21 protein-coding genes and 1 other RNA gene are annotated in these 16,835 nt (G+C 40.1%); 19 read left to right on the top strand and 3 right to left on the bottom strand.

Annotated elements, in window-relative coordinates:
- The first annotated feature begins 254 nt into the window (after nucleotides 1-254).
- The 15 genes from G7058_RS00305 (at nucleotide 255) to G7058_RS00375 (ending at nucleotide 11,548) form a co-directional block, all read left to right on the top strand.
- The gene (locus G7058_RS00305; protein WP_166061681.1) at nucleotides 255-716 is read left to right on the top strand and encodes a MarR family winged helix-turn-helix transcriptional regulator; all 462 of its coding nucleotides are present in this window, start codon (nucleotides 255-257) and stop codon (nucleotides 714-716) included.
- A gap of 4 nt (nucleotides 717-720) precedes the next feature.
- Nucleotides 721-1,695, top strand: coding sequence for a beta-ketoacyl-ACP synthase III (locus G7058_RS00310; RefSeq protein WP_166061682.1), 975 nt, complete (start codon nucleotides 721-723; stop codon nucleotides 1,693-1,695).
- Between the two features lie 28 nt (nucleotides 1,696-1,723).
- Nucleotides 1,724-1,948: an acyl carrier protein gene (locus G7058_RS00315; protein WP_166061683.1), complete on the top strand. Its 225-nt coding sequence runs from the start codon at nucleotides 1,724-1,726 to the stop codon at nucleotides 1,946-1,948.
- 27 nt (nucleotides 1,949-1,975) lie between these two features.
- Nucleotides 1,976-2,935, top strand: a complete 960-nt coding sequence (fabK, locus tag G7058_RS00320) for an enoyl-[acyl-carrier-protein] reductase FabK (protein ID WP_166061684.1) — start codon at nucleotides 1,976-1,978, stop codon at nucleotides 2,933-2,935.
- A 19-nt stretch (nucleotides 2,936-2,954) separates the two neighbouring features.
- A complete protein-coding gene (fabD, locus tag G7058_RS00325; RefSeq protein WP_166061685.1) occupies nucleotides 2,955-3,884 on the top strand; it encodes an ACP S-malonyltransferase in 930 nt (309 codons plus the stop codon).
- A gap of 22 nt (nucleotides 3,885-3,906) precedes the next feature.
- Nucleotides 3,907-4,638 carry a 3-oxoacyl-[acyl-carrier-protein] reductase gene (gene fabG / locus G7058_RS00330; RefSeq protein ID WP_166061686.1) on the top strand — a complete coding sequence of 244 codons (732 nt, stop codon included), beginning with the start codon at nucleotides 3,907-3,909 and terminating at the stop codon, nucleotides 4,636-4,638.
- An 11-nt stretch (nucleotides 4,639-4,649) separates the two neighbouring features.
- On the top strand, nucleotides 4,650-5,891 hold the full coding sequence (gene fabF / locus G7058_RS00335; protein WP_166061687.1) for a beta-ketoacyl-ACP synthase II: 1,242 nt from the start codon (nucleotides 4,650-4,652) through the stop codon (nucleotides 5,889-5,891).
- A complete protein-coding gene (gene accB / locus G7058_RS00340) occupies nucleotides 5,891-6,346 on the top strand; it encodes an acetyl-CoA carboxylase biotin carboxyl carrier protein (protein WP_227004455.1) in 456 nt (151 codons plus the stop codon). The genes fabF and accB overlap by 1 nt, the downstream gene beginning before the upstream one ends.
- Nucleotides 6,347-6,360: 14 nt before the next feature.
- The gene (fabZ, locus tag G7058_RS00345) at nucleotides 6,361-6,792 is read left to right on the top strand and encodes a 3-hydroxyacyl-ACP dehydratase FabZ (RefSeq protein ID WP_166061690.1); all 432 of its coding nucleotides are present in this window, start codon (nucleotides 6,361-6,363) and stop codon (nucleotides 6,790-6,792) included.
- A 3-nt stretch (nucleotides 6,793-6,795) separates the two neighbouring features.
- Nucleotides 6,796-8,154 carry an acetyl-CoA carboxylase biotin carboxylase subunit gene (locus tag G7058_RS00350; RefSeq protein WP_166061691.1) on the top strand — a complete coding sequence of 453 codons (1,359 nt, stop codon included), beginning with the start codon at nucleotides 6,796-6,798 and terminating at the stop codon, nucleotides 8,152-8,154.
- 25 nt (nucleotides 8,155-8,179) lie between these two features.
- Nucleotides 8,180-9,055 (top strand): acetyl-CoA carboxylase, carboxyltransferase subunit beta, encoded by an 876-nt coding sequence (gene accD, locus G7058_RS00355; protein ID WP_166061692.1) that lies wholly within the window; start codon nucleotides 8,180-8,182, stop codon nucleotides 9,053-9,055.
- On the top strand, nucleotides 9,048-9,839 hold the full coding sequence (gene accA / locus G7058_RS00360) for an acetyl-CoA carboxylase carboxyl transferase subunit alpha (RefSeq protein ID WP_166061693.1): 792 nt from the start codon (nucleotides 9,048-9,050) through the stop codon (nucleotides 9,837-9,839). The genes accD and accA overlap by 8 nt, the downstream gene beginning before the upstream one ends.
- 75 nt (nucleotides 9,840-9,914) lie before the next feature.
- Complete coding sequence (locus G7058_RS00365; RefSeq protein WP_166061694.1) at nucleotides 9,915-10,841, top strand: hypothetical protein; 927 nt, start codon at nucleotides 9,915-9,917, stop codon at nucleotides 10,839-10,841.
- A gap of 67 nt (nucleotides 10,842-10,908) precedes the next feature.
- Nucleotides 10,909-11,157 carry a cold-shock protein gene (locus tag G7058_RS00370; protein ID WP_166061695.1) on the top strand — a complete coding sequence of 83 codons (249 nt, stop codon included), beginning with the start codon at nucleotides 10,909-10,911 and terminating at the stop codon, nucleotides 11,155-11,157.
- Nucleotides 11,150-11,548, top strand: coding sequence for a ribonuclease HI family protein (locus G7058_RS00375; RefSeq protein ID WP_166061696.1), 399 nt, complete (start codon nucleotides 11,150-11,152; stop codon nucleotides 11,546-11,548). Before G7058_RS00370 ends, G7058_RS00375 begins: the two co-directional genes overlap by 8 nt.
- A 55-nt stretch (nucleotides 11,549-11,603) precedes the next feature.
- On the opposite strand, the gene G7058_RS00380 is transcribed toward G7058_RS00375, so the two are convergent.
- The 3 genes from G7058_RS00380 to gpsB all read right to left on the bottom strand — a co-directional run bounded on the left by G7058_RS00380 (nucleotide 11,604) and on the right by gpsB (nucleotide 13,613).
- Nucleotides 11,604-12,743: a THUMP domain-containing class I SAM-dependent RNA methyltransferase gene (locus G7058_RS00380; RefSeq protein ID WP_166061697.1), complete on the bottom strand. Its 1,140-nt coding sequence runs from the start codon at nucleotides 12,741-12,743 to the stop codon at nucleotides 11,604-11,606.
- Between the two features lie 101 nt (nucleotides 12,744-12,844).
- An RNA gene (gene rnpB, locus G7058_RS00385) (RNase P RNA component class B) lies at nucleotides 12,845-13,205 on the bottom strand.
- Between the two features lie 54 nt (nucleotides 13,206-13,259).
- Nucleotides 13,260-13,613: a cell division regulator GpsB gene (gene gpsB / locus G7058_RS00390; protein WP_166061698.1), complete on the bottom strand. Its 354-nt coding sequence runs from the start codon at nucleotides 13,611-13,613 to the stop codon at nucleotides 13,260-13,262.
- A gap of 239 nt (nucleotides 13,614-13,852) precedes the next feature.
- On the opposite strand from gpsB, the gene G7058_RS00395 reads away from it, so the two are divergent.
- The 4 genes from G7058_RS00395 to deoC are packed head-to-tail and all read left to right on the top strand — an operon-like array spanning nucleotide 13,853 to nucleotide 16,759.
- A complete protein-coding gene (locus G7058_RS00395) occupies nucleotides 13,853-14,377 on the top strand; it encodes a DUF3013 family protein (protein ID WP_166061699.1) in 525 nt (174 codons plus the stop codon).
- The gene (prmA, locus tag G7058_RS00400; protein ID WP_166061700.1) at nucleotides 14,364-15,317 is read left to right on the top strand and encodes a 50S ribosomal protein L11 methyltransferase; all 954 of its coding nucleotides are present in this window, start codon (nucleotides 14,364-14,366) and stop codon (nucleotides 15,315-15,317) included. Before G7058_RS00395 ends, prmA begins: the two co-directional genes overlap by 14 nt.
- Nucleotides 15,317-16,075, top strand: coding sequence for a 16S rRNA (uracil(1498)-N(3))-methyltransferase (locus tag G7058_RS00405; protein ID WP_166061701.1), 759 nt, complete (start codon nucleotides 15,317-15,319; stop codon nucleotides 16,073-16,075). Before prmA ends, G7058_RS00405 begins: the two co-directional genes overlap by 1 nt.
- A gap of 15 nt (nucleotides 16,076-16,090) precedes the next feature.
- Complete coding sequence (gene deoC / locus G7058_RS00410) at nucleotides 16,091-16,759, top strand: deoxyribose-phosphate aldolase (RefSeq protein WP_166061702.1); 669 nt, start codon at nucleotides 16,091-16,093, stop codon at nucleotides 16,757-16,759.
- Nucleotides 16,760-16,835: the final 76 nt, after the last annotated feature.

The following is a 16,835-nucleotide window of genomic DNA, read 5'->3' on the forward strand; positions in this document are numbered from 1 at the left end:
GAGGAAGAAAAAATCTCCTTTAGAGTTAATACCTGTAAAATTATTTCGAGAAGATTAGAAGGACAAACCCTTTATTAATAAGCAGTTGCGGACTTTTAAGAAAATTAAAAAAGTATTAAGCTCAGAATAGTTTACGGATAATGGTTGACAAGTAATTGAATTTTATTTATAGTTTGAACATCAAATGGTTTGATTATCAAACTATTAGATAACCAAACTAATTTGGCAATACATTTAAGAGAGGAGACCTGACTTTGAGTCATTCCATAGACCAAATCAATCATTACTTGGTTTCCATTTTCAACGAGGTTCTAGATATTGAAGAGGATGCCTTAAAAGGAAGTGAGTTTTCTGATATATCCATCAGCGAGATGCACACGATAGAGGCAATTGATCTTTATGCTGAGCATACTTCTTCTGAAGTTGCGAAAAAACTTGCTATTACTGCAGGAACGTTATCGGTTGCGATACGCTCCTTAGTAAATAAAGGGTATGTTGTTCGCCAACGCATGGAAGATGATCGCCGTGTGGTTAAACTGGGGCTTACCAAAAAAGGAAAACTCGTTTATCGCCTCCATAATAAGTTTCATCGTGAAATGGTTAAAAGAACGATTGAAGGTATGGAAGAGGACGAAGTAGAAGTTCTGTTGAAGGGTCTGAAGAACCTTCACGGTTTCCTATTCGAACTGGTTGAAAATATCGAAAAACGGGATTGAGAAAATGGGAATAAAAATAACTACAACAGGTCACTATTTACCTGCGCTCAAAGTTTCCAATGATGATTTAACCCAATACATGGATACAAGCCATGAATGGATAAATAAGCGAACAGGTATATCAAGCCGTCATATTGCGACAAATGAAAATACATCTGACTTGGCCAGTGAAGCTGCCAAACGCATTCTTGCTAAAAGCGGCATATCTGCTGAGGAATTGGATTTTATTATTGTGGCTACTATGACACCGGATGCTTTGTCGCCATCAACTGCCTGTATCGTACAAGAGAAAATTGGTGCTTCAAAAGCATTTTGCTTTGACATCAGTGCGGCGTGTTCAGGATTTGTCTATGCATTATCAAATGCAAGTCATCTCATGAAGAGTGGAAACTATGATAAAGGTTTAGTAATCGGAGCAGAGACCATGTCCAAAGTAATTAATTGGCAGGATCGTTCCACAGCTGTTCTATTTGGAGATGGTGCTGGTGGTGTCTTATTAGAGCGAACAGACTCCCCTGAAGATTCATTTCTTGCAGAGGATTTACATGCTGACGGCTCACGACATCTGGCGTTGGTTGCAGATCACAAGAACGTTCAAAATCCATTTACTGAAGTAAAAGAAACGCAATCTTATTACTTGGAGATGGATGGTAGAGGAATCTTTGATTTTGCCATACGTAACGTGCCCGAGACCATTAACCGCATTATCGCTAACAGCACATTATCAAAAGATGATGTCGCGTGGGTAGTAGCACATCAAGCTAACAAACGTTTGTTGGAAGCAATCAGTAAGAAGTCCAATATACCTTTCGAGAAATTTGGGCTAAATATTGCAGATACAGGAAACACTTCTGCAGCAAGTATTCCAATTTTATTAGATCAAATGATTGAATCAAACCAAATCCAAGCAGGAGAAAATATTCTTCTAACGGGATTCGGCGGTGGCCTCACTTGGGGCTCACTATTAATAAAACTATAAAAAAACATATTATCTGGAGGAAATTATAATGACATTCGAAAAAATTCAAGAAATCATCGTGGACCAACTAGACAAGGACGCAGCAGACGTAACATTAACAACAAACTTCCGTGAAGATTTAGACGCAGATAGTTTAGATCTTTTCCAAATCATTAATGATATCGAAGACGAATTCGACATCAAAATCGAAAGTGATGAAGGAATTAACACAGTAGAAGACTTAGTGAAATACGTGGATGCACAATTAGCTTAATTTGCACAAAAGAAAGTGGGCACTTGTATGAAATCTGTTTTATGTGAAATGCTGGGAATTGATTACCCAATTATTCAAGGCGCAATGGCTTGGGTGGCAGATGCCGATTTGGCTAGTGCCGTTTCCAATGCGGGTGGTTTAGGATTAATTGGAACTGGACATGACCCGGTTGACGTGGTAAATCATAAAATCGCCGATATGAAAACAAAAACGGATAAACCTTTTGGCGTTAATATCATGCTGCTGAATCAACATGTCGAAGACGTTGTTGATGCAGTATGCGCCTCTGGTGTTAAAGTCGTTACAACTGGTGCAGGAAGCCCTGGTCGCTATATGGAGAAGTTTAAGGCTGCTGGAATCAAAGTGATTCCAGTTGTCGCTTCTGTAGCTCTGGCTAGAAGAATGGAAAAAGATGGCGCTGATGCCGTTATCGTTGAAGGAATGGAAGCAGGCGGACACATTGGTAAAGCGACAACGATGGCACTTGTGCCGCAAGTCGTCGATGCCGTTTCGATTCCTGTAATCGCAGCAGGAGGAATTGGTGACGGGCGAGGAATGGCCGCAGCACTCATGTTGGGAGCTGTTGGGATTCAAGTTGGAACCCGCTTCGTCGTTGCAAGTGAATCTAATGCACATGATAACTTCAAAAAAGCTATCATTAAAGCCAAAGATATTGATACTGTTATAACAGGTCAGATCACAGGTCATCCAGTCAGAGTTTTACGAAATAAATTAACCCGTGAGTACTTGCAAGCCGAAAAAGAAGAAACTAGCAAGGAAAATCCGGATTTTGCACGTCTCGAACAAATCGGAGCCGGGGCACTGTATCGTGCAGTTGTTGAAGGCAGTAAAGATTATGGTTCGATGATGGCAGGTCAAATTGCAGGCATGATTTCAAAAGAAGAAACCTGCAGTGAGATTATACATGACTATATGCATGTTTGTGGTGAAACACTCCGTAAACAAGCGTCTTTATGGTCTAGCTAAAAATAACGAGGTGAAACGAATGGCTTTGGCATTTGTATATAGTGGTCAAGGAGCACAGTATACGGGAATGGGAAAAGAGCTTTACGAAAACTTCGCAGTTGTTAGGGAAGTTTTTGATGAAGCAGCGAATATTCTTGGATATGATGTCGCTTCTCTTTGTTTTGAAGAAAATGAAACATTACATTTAACTGAATACACCCAGCCAGCTATCCTAACTGTTAGTTACGCAATCGATCAATTACTTGCTTCAGTGGGTATACAGCCGTCGATCGTAGCCGGATTAAGCCTCGGAGAATATACAGCACTGGTGAAAGCCAATGCTTTTTCTTTTAATGAGGCCATTTCGCTTGTATCGAAACGTGGTAAATATATGAGTGAAGCAGCGCCGCCTGGGACCGGAAAAATGGTTGCAGTCATGAACGCGGACAGAAAGGTAATTGAAGCTGCGTGTCAAGAAGCTGCTAAGACAGCTTACGTTGCTCCGGCCAATTACAATATGCCCACGCAAATTGTAATTGGTGGTGAAGAAGCAGGGGTAGACAAGGCTGTGGCCCTTTTAGAAGAGCAAGGTGTGAGACGCATGATTCCTTTACAAGTGAGTGGACCGTTCCATACTGAGTTGCTAGCTCCGGCTGCTGAAAGATTACAGAAAGATCTAGCTGCTCTTTCATTTAATGAACCTATGCTTCCTGTCATTGGTAATACCGAGGCGGAAGTAATGGAACAACATGACATTACCGCACTGTTGGAAAGACAAGTAAAGTCAGCAGTGAAATGGGAAGATTGTGTTCGCAAAATGATTGATATGGGTATTGATACGTTTGTAGAGATTGGCCCGGGTAAAACGTTAAGCAAATTCATCAAGAAAATTGATAAATCAGTCACAGTACTGAACGTCGAAGATTTAAAATCGTTCGAGCAAGTCAAATCAGCTTTGATTGCTGAATAACCAAAGGAAATGAGGAGCGCAATTGGATTTAACAGGTAAAACAGTTATCGTGACAGGTAGTTCCCGTGGAATTGGCGAGGCAATAGCTGAAGCGTTTGCGAAGCAAGGTGCCAATATCGTTTTGAATGCCCGTAAAGCGATTCCGGAAGAAATGGTAAGTAAGTTAGAAGGCTATGGTGTAAAAGTCGAAACAATTCTAGGAGACGTAAGTGATTTCGAATCTGCAAAGCATTTGATTGAACGAGCGAAAGAATTGTTGGGATCGGTCGACGTTCTAGTAAATAACGCGGGTATGAACCGTGACAAGTTGATTATGCGTATGGCAGAAGAAGATTTTGATGCGACGTATGAAGTGAACTTAAAAGGAAGCTTTAATACAATTCGTCATGCCTTGCCAATTATGCTGAAACAAAAAGCAGGCGCCATCATTAACGTATCCAGTGTTGTAGGAGAAACAGGTAATGCTGGTCAAGCAAACTATGCGGCCAGCAAAGCGGGACTGATTGGACTGACTAAATCGGTTGCGCGTGAAGCAGCGATGCGCGGCGTCACATGTAACGCGATTACACCTGGATTTATTGAAACAGATATGACGGATGCACTTTCCGACAAAGTAAAAGAAGCAATGCTTGGACAAATTCCATTAAAGAAATTTGGACATGCCAAAGATGTTGCTGATACAGCAATTTTCTTGAGTAAAAACGAATATATTACTGGTCAAACCATCCGCGTTAACGGCGGCATGTATATGTAGGGAGGAACAAAATGAATCGTGTAGTTATTACAGGAATGGGCGCCATTACGCCACTGGGAAATACAGTTGACGCATTTTGGAATAGCCTGAAAAATGGAGAGAATGGTATTGCTCCAATTACGAAATTTGATGCAAGTGAAACAGGAATCTCAGTTGCTGCTGAAGTAAAAGACTTTGAACCAGCACTTTATATGGACCGCAAAGAATACAAGCGTATGGATCTTTATTCGCAATATGCTGTTGCTGCCTCAGTTCAAGCAGTCGCAGATGCAGGACTTGAAGTCGACAAAATAGATGCAACACGTTTTGGCGTTATTATCGGTTCGGGAATCGGTGGCCTAAATGAAATGGAGTCCGGCATCATTAAAATGGAAAATAAAGGACCTAAACGTGTCCCTCCTATGTTTGTACCGATGACAATCGGTAATATGGCTGCAGGAAATACTTCCATAAAGATTGGGGCCAAAGGTACATCACTGGACATCGTGACAGCTTGTGCATCTGCAACCAACTCAATTGGTGAAGCGTACCGAAATATTAAACATGGTTACTCAGACGCGATTGTGGCAGGTGGAGCAGAAGGAACAATCTGTAAGATTGGTATTGCCGGGTTTGCGGCTTTAACAGCTTTATCTGAAAGTACTGATCCAGACCGAGCTTCAATTCCATTTGACAAAGAACGAAACGGCTTTGTTATGGGTGAAGGTGCCGGCGTATTGTTGTTGGAAAGCTTAGAACATGCGCAAAAACGTGGGGCAAACATTTTAGCTGAAGTTGTTGGCTACGGAACAAATTCTGATGCTTATCATATGACGGCACCAAGTGTGGACGGTAGTGGTGCTGGTGAAGCAATGAAGATGGCGATGAAAGAAGCAGGGATAGATGCTTCTGAAGTTGACTATATCAACGCCCATGGAACAAGTACACCAGCTAATGATTCTTCAGAAACCAAAGCGATTAAATATGCGTTAGGAGAAGATAACGCTAAAAACGTTGCTATCTCAAGTTCGAAAAGTATGACCGGACACTTATTAGGTGCTGCAGGTGGGATTGAATCCATTGCCTGTGTTAAAGCGCTAATGGAAGATTTTGTTCCACCAACACGCGGATTGCAAGTGGCGGACGAAGCATGTGATCTTGATTACATTCCAAATGTAGGACGTGCGAAAGAAGTACGCTATACACTGAATAACTCTTTAGGTTTTGGTGGTCATAACGCTGTCCTATGTTTCAAAAAGTGGGAGGAAGCCTAGTGGATTACGAAAATATTAAAGAACTTATTGCCTTAATCGATGCTTCCAGCTTGAAAGAAATGGAATATTCTAAAGACGGTATCTTTCTACGTTTATCTAAAAACGAAAATAAAATAGTTGAAACACATGCCAAGTCTGAATCAAGAGAAGAATCAGCACCCTTAGCGATTCCGCAAGCTATTTTGGCTGAACCAGCAGAAGCAGCGGCAGTAAAACAAGAAGGCAAATTGATTACATCTCCAATCGTCGGAGTGGTCTACTTGCAAGCAAATCCAGAAGCTGATGCATATGTTTCAGTGGGCGATACCGTTAAAGAAGGGCAAGTACTCTGTTTAGTGGAAGCAATGAAAATTATGAATGAAATTAATTCCGAACAAGAAGGAAAAATAGTAGAAATATTGGTAGAGAATGGCCAAGTTGTCGAATACAACCAACCATTATTCCGTATTATCTAAAAGGAGCGTATAAAATGAGCGTATTAACAGCACAAGAAGTTATGGAGATCATCCCTAACCGTTACCCGATTTTCTTTATCGATAAAGTTGAGGAACTTATTCCAGGTGAAAAGGTTGTTGCTATTAAAAATGTAACAATTAACGAACATTTCTTCCAAGGACATTTCCCTGGAGAACCTGTTATGCCAGGTGTTCTAATTATTGAAGCTCTTGCCCAAGCTGGGTCGATTGCTTTATTGAAACTGGATAGTTTCAAAGGGCAAACAGCTTATTTAGGAGGACTTAACAAAGTTAAATTCCGTCAAAAAGTTGTTCCTGGTGACGTTCTACGTCTACAAGTTGATATTATTAAATTAAAAACATTCGCTGGCATTGGATACGGACAAGCGTTTGTTGGAGACAAAAAAGTTGCTGAAGTTGAAATGACATTTATTATTGGGAGATAAACGATGCTGAAAAAAGTTTTGATAGCAAATCGCGGTGAAATTGCCGTTCGAATTATACGTGCATGCCATGAAATGGGTATCCAGACGGTTGCTGTCTATTCTGAAGCAGATCGTGAGGCATTGCATACGCAACTCGCAACTGAAGCCATTTGTATCGGCCCGGCTCGAGCATCTGATTCGTACCTTGATATGACGAGCATTTTGAGTGCTGCAGTCGTTACCGGTGCGCAAGCGATTCATCCGGGATTCGGATTTTTATCTGAAAACAGTATTTTCGCTACGATGTGTGAGGAAATGAATATCGTTTTTATCGGTCCCAAAGCTGAGACGATTGACTTGATGGGTAACAAATCGAATGCCCGAAATGCGATGATGGAAGCGAATGTTCCCGTTATTCCCGGTAGCAAAGGGTACATAAAAACGGTTGAAGAGGCTGAAGTAAAAGCAGAAGAGTTGGGTTATCCTGTTATCTTGAAAGCCGCAGCCGGTGGTGGTGGAAAAGGGATGCGTAAAATTTCGCAAGCCAGTGAATTAGCAACATTATTCAGTCAGGCTAAAGCGGAAGCGAAGGCAGCCTTTGGTGATGATCGGATGTATTTGGAAAAAATCATCAGTCCAGCACGCCACATCGAAGTACAAATTTTAGCCGATGAATTCGGGAATGTTATCCATTTAGGGGAACGTGACTGCTCTTTACAGCGGAACCATCAAAAGGTCCTGGAAGAGTCACCTTCAACATTCATTTCTGATGAAACGCGGATAAAAATGGGAGAAATAGCTGTTCGAGCAGCGAAACATGTTGATTACCGTAATGCGGGTACAATCGAATTTTTAGTTGATACGAATGAGAAGTTTTACTTTATGGAAATGAATACCCGTATCCAAGTTGAACATCCGGTTACTGAAATGGCTACAGGCATTGATATCGTTAAAGAACAATTGCGAATTGCCAGCAGAAAACCATTAATGATTAAACAACAAGATGTAAAATTAACCGGTCATACAATTGAATGCCGTATTAACGCCGAAAATCCAAAATTAGGATTCAGGCCATCATCTGGAACGGTTGAATATCTCTATTTGCCAAGTGGTGGAAATGGATTACGTGTCGAAAGTGCAATGTATGGAGGCTATGCGATTCCGCCTTTTTACGATTCAATGATTGCCAAAATCATTACTAAAGGCGAAGATCGAGAAGAAGCCATCGCTAAAATGAAACGGGCTCTTCATGAATTAGTCATCGAAGGCGTGGATACAAATCGCGAATTCCAACAGGCTATTTTGAATGATGATAACTTCGTTTATGGTAATTTCGATACCGACTATTTACAGACAACTTTTTTACCTAATTGGCAACCCTAATTACTAGAAGGCAAGAGGTGAGGAAATGAAACTATTTCGAAAACGTCCATATATTCCTTTGGAACCTTCCTCAACCCAAGAAGAAGTAAACCAAAAACCCATTGTTCCAGAAGGACTTTGGAAAAAATGTCCGAGTTGTGGAAAGACGATTTATGCAAAAGATTTAGGTGCAGATCAGGTTTGTCCTCACTGTCATTATAACTTCCGCATATCCGCATCTGAACGGATTGCATTAATTGTAGACGGTGATTCATTTGAGGAGTGGTATGCAGAAATGCCTCTATCTAATCCGCTTGATTTCCCCGGCTATACTGAAAAGTTGATGAAAACGAAAGAAAAAACAAAAACTGACGAAGCTGTAGTAGTGGGGAAAGCTTTAATTAAAGGCTATGAAACAGTTCTTTGTGTGATGGATTCTACTTTCTTTATGGGAAGTATGGGAACCATTGTCGGTGAAAAGTTAACACGAGCTATTGAACAGGCGCTATCCTTACGCTTACCAGTTATCATTTTTACGGCATCAGGTGGTGCACGTATGCAAGAAGGAATTATGTCCCTGATGCAGATGGCGAAAGTGAGTGCTGCTATTTCTAATTTAAATGTAGCAGGCTTGCCTTACTTCGCAGTATTAACAGATCCGACAACAGGCGGCGTCACAGCAAGTTTTGCGATGCAGGGAGATGTCATTTTGGCTGAATCCGGTGCTACTATTGGCTTTGCTGGTAAACGTGTTATCGAGCAAACGATTAAAGCTTCTGTCCCGGAAGGGTTTCAAACGGCGGAACATTTACTCACCAAAGGTTTCATTGACAACATCATTCCCCGGAATAAATTACGGGATACGTTGGCATTTTTACTAGAAATCCATACGCCTCAGAAAGCGAGGGATCAGGATGAGTAATGAATCTTATGCGAACCACATTGTTGATAATGCACGTAGCACGGAGCGTTTGACCACATTAGAATTAGCGGAAGGTGTCTTTAGTGACTTTCTCGAACTTCATGGGGATCGAAAGTTCGGTGAGGATGCTGCTATTGTAGGTGGGATTGCTAAATTAAATGGCAAGCCCGTAACAATTATCGGAACGCAAAAAGGAAAAGATTTAAAAGAAAATATCCACCGCAACTTTGGTTCACCGAATCCAGAAGGATATCGGAAATCCATTCGCTTAATGAAACAAGCTGAACGTTTTAATCGTCCTGTCGTCACGTTTATTAATACTTCGGGTGCTTATTGCGATATTGATTCAGAAGATAGAGGCATTGGTGAAGCCATTGCAGAGAGTCTTTTGGTTATGTCACAGTTGCGTGTTCCTATTCTTTCCATCTTTATTGGCGAGGGCGGGAGCGGAGGTGCACTAGCACTCGGCATGGGGAACAAAGTCTGGATGTTAGAGAATACGATGTATTCCGTTCTTTCACCAGAAGGATTTGCATCTATTCTTTGGAAAGATTCTTCCCGCTCTAAAGAAGCGGCTGAAATAATGAAATTAACGCCACCCGATTTATTGGATCTGACAGTCGTTGACAAAGTCATTTCTGAAACGAGACGGAAAGTCAGATTGACGAAACCGGAGCTCATGAATCGGATTCGCGAAGAAATAGAAGCAGCATTAGAAGAAATGATGGCGTGGACGCCGGACCAAGTAGTCCAACAACGCCAAGAAAGATTTCGAAAATTTTAAGGAAAGCTTACCAATACAGTGTGATTGGTAAGCTTTTTTTGTTATCATTTAGCTAGTGATATTAGGAGGTTGAAGATGACAATTGTTCCATTCCCCAATAACTTCGAGATTTATTTTCAGAATGCAATGGACGCGCTAATGTCCGGTAACTTCGAGGAAGCCGTCGCGTTTATTGATAAAGCCCTTGCCATTAAAATGGACGATGAGTTATTTAACATTGGCGTGAGCCTATTACAAAGTCAGAACCAAGCAGAAAATGCGTTGTATTTAATAACGAAGTACCAAGAAAGCCTTTATAATGCTACAACTGTAGAAGAGATGGATTTATTACTCATAACGCTTTTAATCGATGCAGGCAAATTTTCTGAGGCAGAAAAACAGATTAATCAAAGATGGGCAATGCTCAAGAATAAAGCTGAATATGCGTATTTAGAAAATGTTCTTGCACAGTACTTAGAACGGATTACTGAAGAGAAAAAAAGACAAACAGAAATAGAAAGAGATGAAATAGTTAGTAAGAGCCAATCTATTAGTCAAGAACCGTATTTTAAACAAGTCGCGTTCGTGAAGTCTTTAAGTATCCTCACTAACGACGATTTTGAAACAATAATCGGACCACTGCTAAGCGATGAGGCTGTCCATTCCTTAATAAAAACCGAATTGTTGAACCATTTATCTGAACGCTCATCTAAGACAGCTTTCTCGGTAACCAAGCATGGAATCACCGATTCTGTTGTTCCAATTTTTCTCCATTCGCCAGTTCATTCTACTTTTTATTTGGAAGGATTAGCCGTTATCGAAGAAGTAAAAGGGCACAATATCATTGAAAAACAAAATCTAGAGGAAGTTCTTCTGCTACATACGTTATATTTTTATCCTTTCGAGCATCGTTTTTTCCAAGATTCTACCAGATGGCTTCAGGCAATTACACATCCCGGAGAAGATTCCGAGTATGATTTCTACATTAATGAAGTTGAAAAAGGTCTCGATTTATTGACGTAAAAACGTTTGCAGACTATAATTAGTCATATCGTTGTTTATGATTTTCAAAAACGAAGGAGGGTCTCTCATGACTAACGGAATCGTTAAATGGTTTAGCAATGAAAAGGGCTATGGTTTTATCGAGAGGTTGGATAATCAAGAAGATGTCTTCGTCCACTTTACCGGAATTAACAATGAAGGCTTTAAAACACTTAAAGAAGGACAACTTGTTACATTCACAGTGGTGGAAGGCGCAAGAGGACCGCAAGCAACAGATGTTCTAATAGGAACAGAAGAAACTCCTGAACTGAAAGAAGAATTAATGGCGCATGATTAAGATGTTTATTGATGGTGCTGCTAATCCGAAGAAAGATATTTCGGGCATTGGTATTCTCATTATCGAATCAAAACAACAAACGCAAATTAGTGAAAAGCTCAATAGTGATTACGATAACCATGAGGCTGAAATTTTAGCTCTTCACTATGCGTTAGATTACTTATTGAAGACGAACAAAGAAAAGGATGTCATCCTTTGTCATTCTGACAGTAAGATGTTAGTAGATGCAGTGGAAAAGCGGTATAGCCGGAAAGAGAATCATCTGGCTCTCTTACAAAGCATTTTTAAACAATTGGAAGGCTTTCCTCACTTTTACTTGAAGTGGATTCCCGAAAAAGAAAACAGCGGGGCCGATCAACTGGCTAGAAAAGGTATGAATAAGAAAAAATGATAGACACAAAAATCCGTTGCTGGGAAAATTCCTGGCAACGGGTTTTTATTGCTATTTATTTGTTAGGTCTTGGTCTTCTTTTACCCCAAAATTGGAAGTAATCTGTTCGCAAACGACCGTTGTAAAGCTTACGTTTCTTGGTTGCTCTTTGGCCGTAGAATTCTTCAAAGTTCAAATCACTTGTAATGATATATTTACTCCATGTTTCTAACGGTTTGAAAGCCTGTCCCATTTGTTTATAGAGATTCTCTACGTATTCTTGGTCGTCTAAACGTTCACCGTAAGGAGGGTTGGAAACGATAACGCCATATTCTTTATCTGTTTTGAAATCTTTTAATGCTAATTGTCTGAATTCGATAAAATCTTCAACGCCAGCTTTTTCAGCATTCCGTTTCGCAATTTCAATCATGTTTTGGTCAAGGTCAGTTCCTAAAATGTCTAATTCTACATCATAATTTGCGGCCATTTTCGCTTCTGTACGAAGGGTTTTCCATTCATCTGCAGCAAAAATGTTCCAATCTTCTGATATAAATGAACGTTGTAGACCAGGCGCAATATTTAACCCGATCAAAGCAGCTTCAATTGGAATTGTTCCAGAGCCACATGTTGGGTCATAGAAGGGTTTGTCAGGGAACCATGATGTTAACTTAATTAAAGAAGCAGCCATATTTTCTTTGATAGGCGCGCCACCTTTTTCAGTACGGTACCCACGTTTGAACAAACTTGAACCACTGGTATCGATAGTTAAACTCACTTCATCTTTAAGGATAGAAACTTCGATTGGATATTCAGCACCTGATTCAGGTAAGCGGGCACGACGTGAATAAACATCTGACAAACGATCTACGATTGCTTTTTTTACGATTGATTGGCAGTCCGGTACACTGTATAAAGTAGACTTAACAGATTTACCAGAAACAGGGAACGCCGCATCCATTGGTAAAATATCCTCCCAAGGTAATGCTTTCGTTTGTTCGAATAGGTCATCAAATGTTTTTGCTTCAAATGCGCCGAATATGATTTTAATGCGGTCAGCTGTTCTAAGCCAAAGATTCGTTTTGATAATATCAGCAGTTGAGCCTTTGAAAAATGCTTTACCATTTTCCACTTGCACCTCATAGCCCATATCTTTCAATTCTTTTCCTGTAATTGCTTCAATACCGCTTGCTGCAGTCGCTACTAATTGATAGGTCATGAAATTTCTCCTTTCATAATAAATAAATTTTCATAATAAAAGGGCAGGACCTTTGTCCCGCCCCCAGCAAATGATCTAAAATAAATACCTGGACTGTAAATCCCTGTAAGCCATGTTCTGTTTCACAAAAAAGTCAGGCACTTTAATGTGATGGTAATCATCTATCTGCATTTCTGCCTCTTTCCCTCGTTCATTTCCTTAGAAAGAGTGCCCCTACCAAAGTTTGGGTTGCTCGCTCGAGGGGTTTACCCGTTCCACCTAGACCGTTTCCAGAATAGTATCGTCACTGTGGCACTTTACAAAATACTCGGGCATAGCCGAAGCCTTAGCCGTTTCTTTCGCCGTCAATATAAAATTGCCTTAGCTTATTTTTTCGCTAAGCACGAACACTACAAGCATCTCAGCTTGTGCGAGCATGGACTTTCCTCAACCATCAGATGATGATCGCGATTACCCAGAATTTACAGTCATATCGGTTTTACCCGACAATAATACATTATATGCTATTTACCTTAATTATTCAAATGAAGTTTCAACTTCATGATCACGACGATCTTCAAGCTTAGAACCGAAGACATGCTTCTCTAAGTTAGACAAACGTTTTAGAATATCGAAGTTTGTAACACCCGTTGTTGGAGCTGCGGATGTTTGCGAACGACTACCTGTCGCTGCCTGTTTTGTTAAGTCATCTACGCGTCCACGTAAACGCTCATTCTCACTTTGTAAGTAAGTAATATCTTTTTGATAAGATTCATAGTCACGAATAATTAAGTCTAAAAATTCGTCTACTTCACTTACATTGTAGCCACGCATTGCATTCTTAAATTCTTTTTGTAGAATATCTTTTGTTGATAAGTTTTTATCAGCCATTACCTGCACCTCTTTATTGTGTCTTATTTAGTCTCAAAGGAGTTAGTTCCATATTTATTATAAATAAACTTCTTCTTGAGTATATCAAAAATACGACGTGAATACAAACTTTGGACCCATACAAATGTAACAATATAATTACGGTTAATCAATTTTCGGACATGGGGTAACAGCGATAGTTATTGTAATAAAAGTTTGGTAAACTAATACCATCAGGAACGAATCGAAAGGGTGACAATATGCGAAACAATATGATTGAACGTATTACTGATACGATGAACGCACTTCATTTTCCTTGCGAGTGGCGCATTCAATGGTTTGAACGTGAACAGAAGATTGAGATTATTTTAATGCTAGAAGTTCAAGCACCAGAGAATACAAAACTGACGGATAAATATCAGAGCGTCAACAGTAGTGATCACTTTGTCTTCGAGGATGTAGTACTGCTATTTCATCCCAATTTGGGTGTATTGAAAGACGATAACTATTTAGCGACAATCGCTTTTGATGACGAAAAAGGTGTGAGTGGTGGTTTGATAGATGCCATATGCAAAACGATGCGTTTAGTCATTGGTGAAGCCGTCGTTGAATTGGAAGAATTTTTGATGAGTGATGCGTATGACCATTTTGAAATTAAATGGAATAATCAAAACTATCTCAGTACGCTTCAAACTTTAAAAGACACATCGCGTTTTGACACTTCAATCTATTCGTATCCATCAGAATTACCTGAAGGAGTCGTGAAAAATAATGAAGTGGAATGAAGTTATAATTGTAACAACCACAGAAGCAGTTGAAGCAACAGCAAATTTAATGCTAGAAGCCGGTGCAAAAGGAACTGTAATTGAAGATGGTTTGGATTATGCTAATTTAATTGATGATGGTTCTGGCATCTTGAAAGATGAACGGCCTTTGCCGGGTGAAGAGGATGACGTATTGGTGAAAGCCTATTACCCAGATACAGAATCTTTCTTAGAAACACTGGCGTTAATTAAAGATAGTATGGCGAATATGACGATTACAGAATTAAATCTTGGTAAATACACGCTGTTAATCAATGATGTTAAGGAAGAAGACTGGGAGAATTCCTGGAAAGCTTACTATTATCCTGTCCGTATCACGCGTTATTTAACAGTTGTTCCGTTTTGGGAAACATACGAGAAAGAACAAGAAGACGAAAAACTGCTCGTTATGGACCCGGGAATGGCATTTGGTACAGGGACACACCCGACAACAAAATTGTCACTTGAAGCATTGGAAACAACGATTCGCGGCGGAGAGAAAGTTATTGATGTCGGAACTGGTTCTGGTGTTTTGAGTATTGCAGCTAAAGCCCTGGGAGCAGAGGAAGTCCATGCATTTGATATCGATGAAATCGCAACGCGACAAGCAAAAGAAAATATTGCTTTAAATCAGTATGCTAATGATGTCACAGTAGAGCCTAATAACTTACTGAATGGGATTAAAAATGCCAATGCCGATTTAATCGTTGCGAATATTTTGGCTGAAATATTAATGTTAATGGTAGATGATGCCTGGGATAACTTGAAAGATAATGGTTACTTTATCTTATCGGGAATAATTAATTCGAAACGCGAAGAGTTGGAAGAAAAATTATTGTCGCGTGGATTTGTTATTGAGCAGGCAAAAATTTCAGGAGACTGGCATTGTCTCATCTGTAAAAAAGAAGTGGAGATGGACTAATGCAACGTTACATTATTAAGGAATCCCTAGATACATTCAAGGATTCTACGATTCATCTTGGTGAGGAACATTACCACCACATGAAAAATGTGATGCGTTTTAAGCCGGAGACAAAAATATATGTCACCGATTCGGATGGAAACAGTTGTATTGCTGAAGTTGTTGCCTTTCATGAGCAATCAGTAGAAATAGCGTGGGTAGCAGAAGATAATCGAACAAGTGAATTACCTGTTCATATTACGATTGCTTGCGGGTTGTCCAAAGGAGATAAACTGGAACTGATTATCCAAAAATCGACGGAATTAGGCGTTCATTCGGTGGTGCCATTTCCATCGAAGCATTCTGTGGTTAAATGGGATGCTGCGAAAATGACAAAGAAAATTGCGCGTTATACACGCATTGCACAAGAAGCAGCCGAGCAATCACATCGTCAGCATGTGCCCGTTATTCAAGAAGCCATGCCAATCGCTGAACTCATTTCTTTTAGTGAAACATTCAAGCATAAATTGGTTGCTTATGAAGAGAATGCAAAAGAAGGCGAATTTGGTGTTTTTGCAGAAACATTAAGAAAATTAGAGTCTAGCGATAAGGTGCTTATCGTTTTCGGACCGGAAGGTGGTCTTGATCCAAGCGAGATTGATCAATTAACCACTGCCGGATTCCTGACATGTAGTTTGGGACCGCGGATTTTACGAGCTGAGACAGCGCCATTGTATGCTCTATCAGCAATATCCTATCAAACAGAATTACTAAAATAAAAGGGGTTGTATTAAATGACACTGATAAACAAGTATATTGATCATACATTACTAAAGCCAGAAGCAACAGAAGCAGAAATTAAAGCTTTGTGCGATGAAGCAATCGCTTATGACTTTATGTCTGTTTGTGTTCAACCATACTGGGTAAGTAAAGTAAGTTCATTCTTAAATGGAACCGACGTTAAAGTCTGTACGGTTATTGGCTTCCCGCATGGTGCAAACACTAAAGAGGTAAAAACATTTGAAGCGAAACAAGCTGTTCAAAATGGGGCACATGAAGTAGACATGGTTATTAATATAGGGGCTGCAAAAGCTGGCGACTTCGAAACAATCCGTGAAGAAATTGCTGCAATTGCCGAAGCAGTTAAAGGGCAAGCAATTCTGAAAGTTATCATTGAAACAGCCTTGTTAACAGACGAAGAAAAAGAAAAAGCATGCTTGGCTGCAGTAGAAGCGAAAGCAGATTTCGTGAAAACATCAACTGGATTTTCAACTGGTGGAGCTACCTTGGAAGATATTGCCTTGATGAGAAAAACAGTTGGGCCGGATATGGGCGTTAAAGCGAGCGGTGGAGTAAGAACCTACGCAGACGCTTTAGCATTTATTGATGCGGGTGCGACACGTTTAGGCGCTTCAAGCGGAAAAAATATTGTCGAAGAGTGGAAAGCGACTTCTAACAAGTAATTTACTCATAGCAAAATTCAAGGGGCTGGGACTTTTCTCAGTCTCTTTTTTACTCCTTAATGGCGAAATTAACAAA

Origin of the sequence: Jeotgalibaca porci (assembly GCF_011299095.1) — a bacterium.
Classification (GTDB): Bacteria; Bacillota; Bacilli; order Lactobacillales; family Aerococcaceae; genus Jeotgalibaca; species Jeotgalibaca porci.

What these genes read in the sequence shown, in the direction of transcription:
- G7058_RS00375 (WP_166061696.1), top strand. Translation starts at nt 11,150, where the DNA reads ATGATTAAGATGTTTATTGATGGTGCTGCTAATCCGAAGAAAGATATT.
- G7058_RS00315 (WP_166061683.1), top strand. Translation starts at nt 1,724, where the DNA reads ATGACATTCGAAAAAATTCAAGAAATCATCGTGGACCAACTAGACAAG.
- accD (WP_166061692.1), top strand. Translation starts at nt 8,180, where the DNA reads ATGAAACTATTTCGAAAACGTCCATATATTCCTTTGGAACCTTCCTCA.
- G7058_RS00405 (WP_166061701.1), top strand. Translation starts at nt 15,317, where the DNA reads ATGCAACGTTACATTATTAAGGAATCCCTAGATACATTCAAGGATTCT.
- fabK (WP_166061684.1), top strand. Translation starts at nt 1,976, where the DNA reads ATGAAATCTGTTTTATGTGAAATGCTGGGAATTGATTACCCAATTATT.
- fabD (WP_166061685.1), top strand. Translation starts at nt 2,955, where the DNA reads ATGGCTTTGGCATTTGTATATAGTGGTCAAGGAGCACAGTATACGGGA.
- G7058_RS00380 (WP_166061697.1), bottom strand. Translation starts at nt 12,743, where the DNA reads ATGACCTATCAATTAGTAGCGACTGCAGCAAGCGGTATTGAAGCAATT.
- G7058_RS00310 (WP_166061682.1), top strand. Translation starts at nt 721, where the DNA reads ATGGGAATAAAAATAACTACAACAGGTCACTATTTACCTGCGCTCAAA.
- G7058_RS00350 (WP_166061691.1), top strand. Translation starts at nt 6,796, where the DNA reads ATGCTGAAAAAAGTTTTGATAGCAAATCGCGGTGAAATTGCCGTTCGA.
- fabZ (WP_166061690.1), top strand. Translation starts at nt 6,361, where the DNA reads ATGAGCGTATTAACAGCACAAGAAGTTATGGAGATCATCCCTAACCGT.
- prmA (WP_166061700.1), top strand. Translation starts at nt 14,364, where the DNA reads ATGAAGTGGAATGAAGTTATAATTGTAACAACCACAGAAGCAGTTGAA.
- fabF (WP_166061687.1), top strand. Translation starts at nt 4,650, where the DNA reads ATGAATCGTGTAGTTATTACAGGAATGGGCGCCATTACGCCACTGGGA.
- accA (WP_166061693.1), top strand. Translation starts at nt 9,048, where the DNA reads ATGAGTAATGAATCTTATGCGAACCACATTGTTGATAATGCACGTAGC.
- gpsB (WP_166061698.1), bottom strand. Translation starts at nt 13,613, where the DNA reads ATGGCTGATAAAAACTTATCAACAAAAGATATTCTACAAAAAGAATTT.
- G7058_RS00395 (WP_166061699.1), top strand. Translation starts at nt 13,853, where the DNA reads ATGCGAAACAATATGATTGAACGTATTACTGATACGATGAACGCACTT.
- G7058_RS00370 (WP_166061695.1), top strand. Translation starts at nt 10,909, where the DNA reads ATGACTAACGGAATCGTTAAATGGTTTAGCAATGAAAAGGGCTATGGT.
- G7058_RS00365 (WP_166061694.1), top strand. Translation starts at nt 9,915, where the DNA reads ATGACAATTGTTCCATTCCCCAATAACTTCGAGATTTATTTTCAGAAT.
- deoC (WP_166061702.1), top strand. Translation starts at nt 16,091, where the DNA reads ATGACACTGATAAACAAGTATATTGATCATACATTACTAAAGCCAGAA.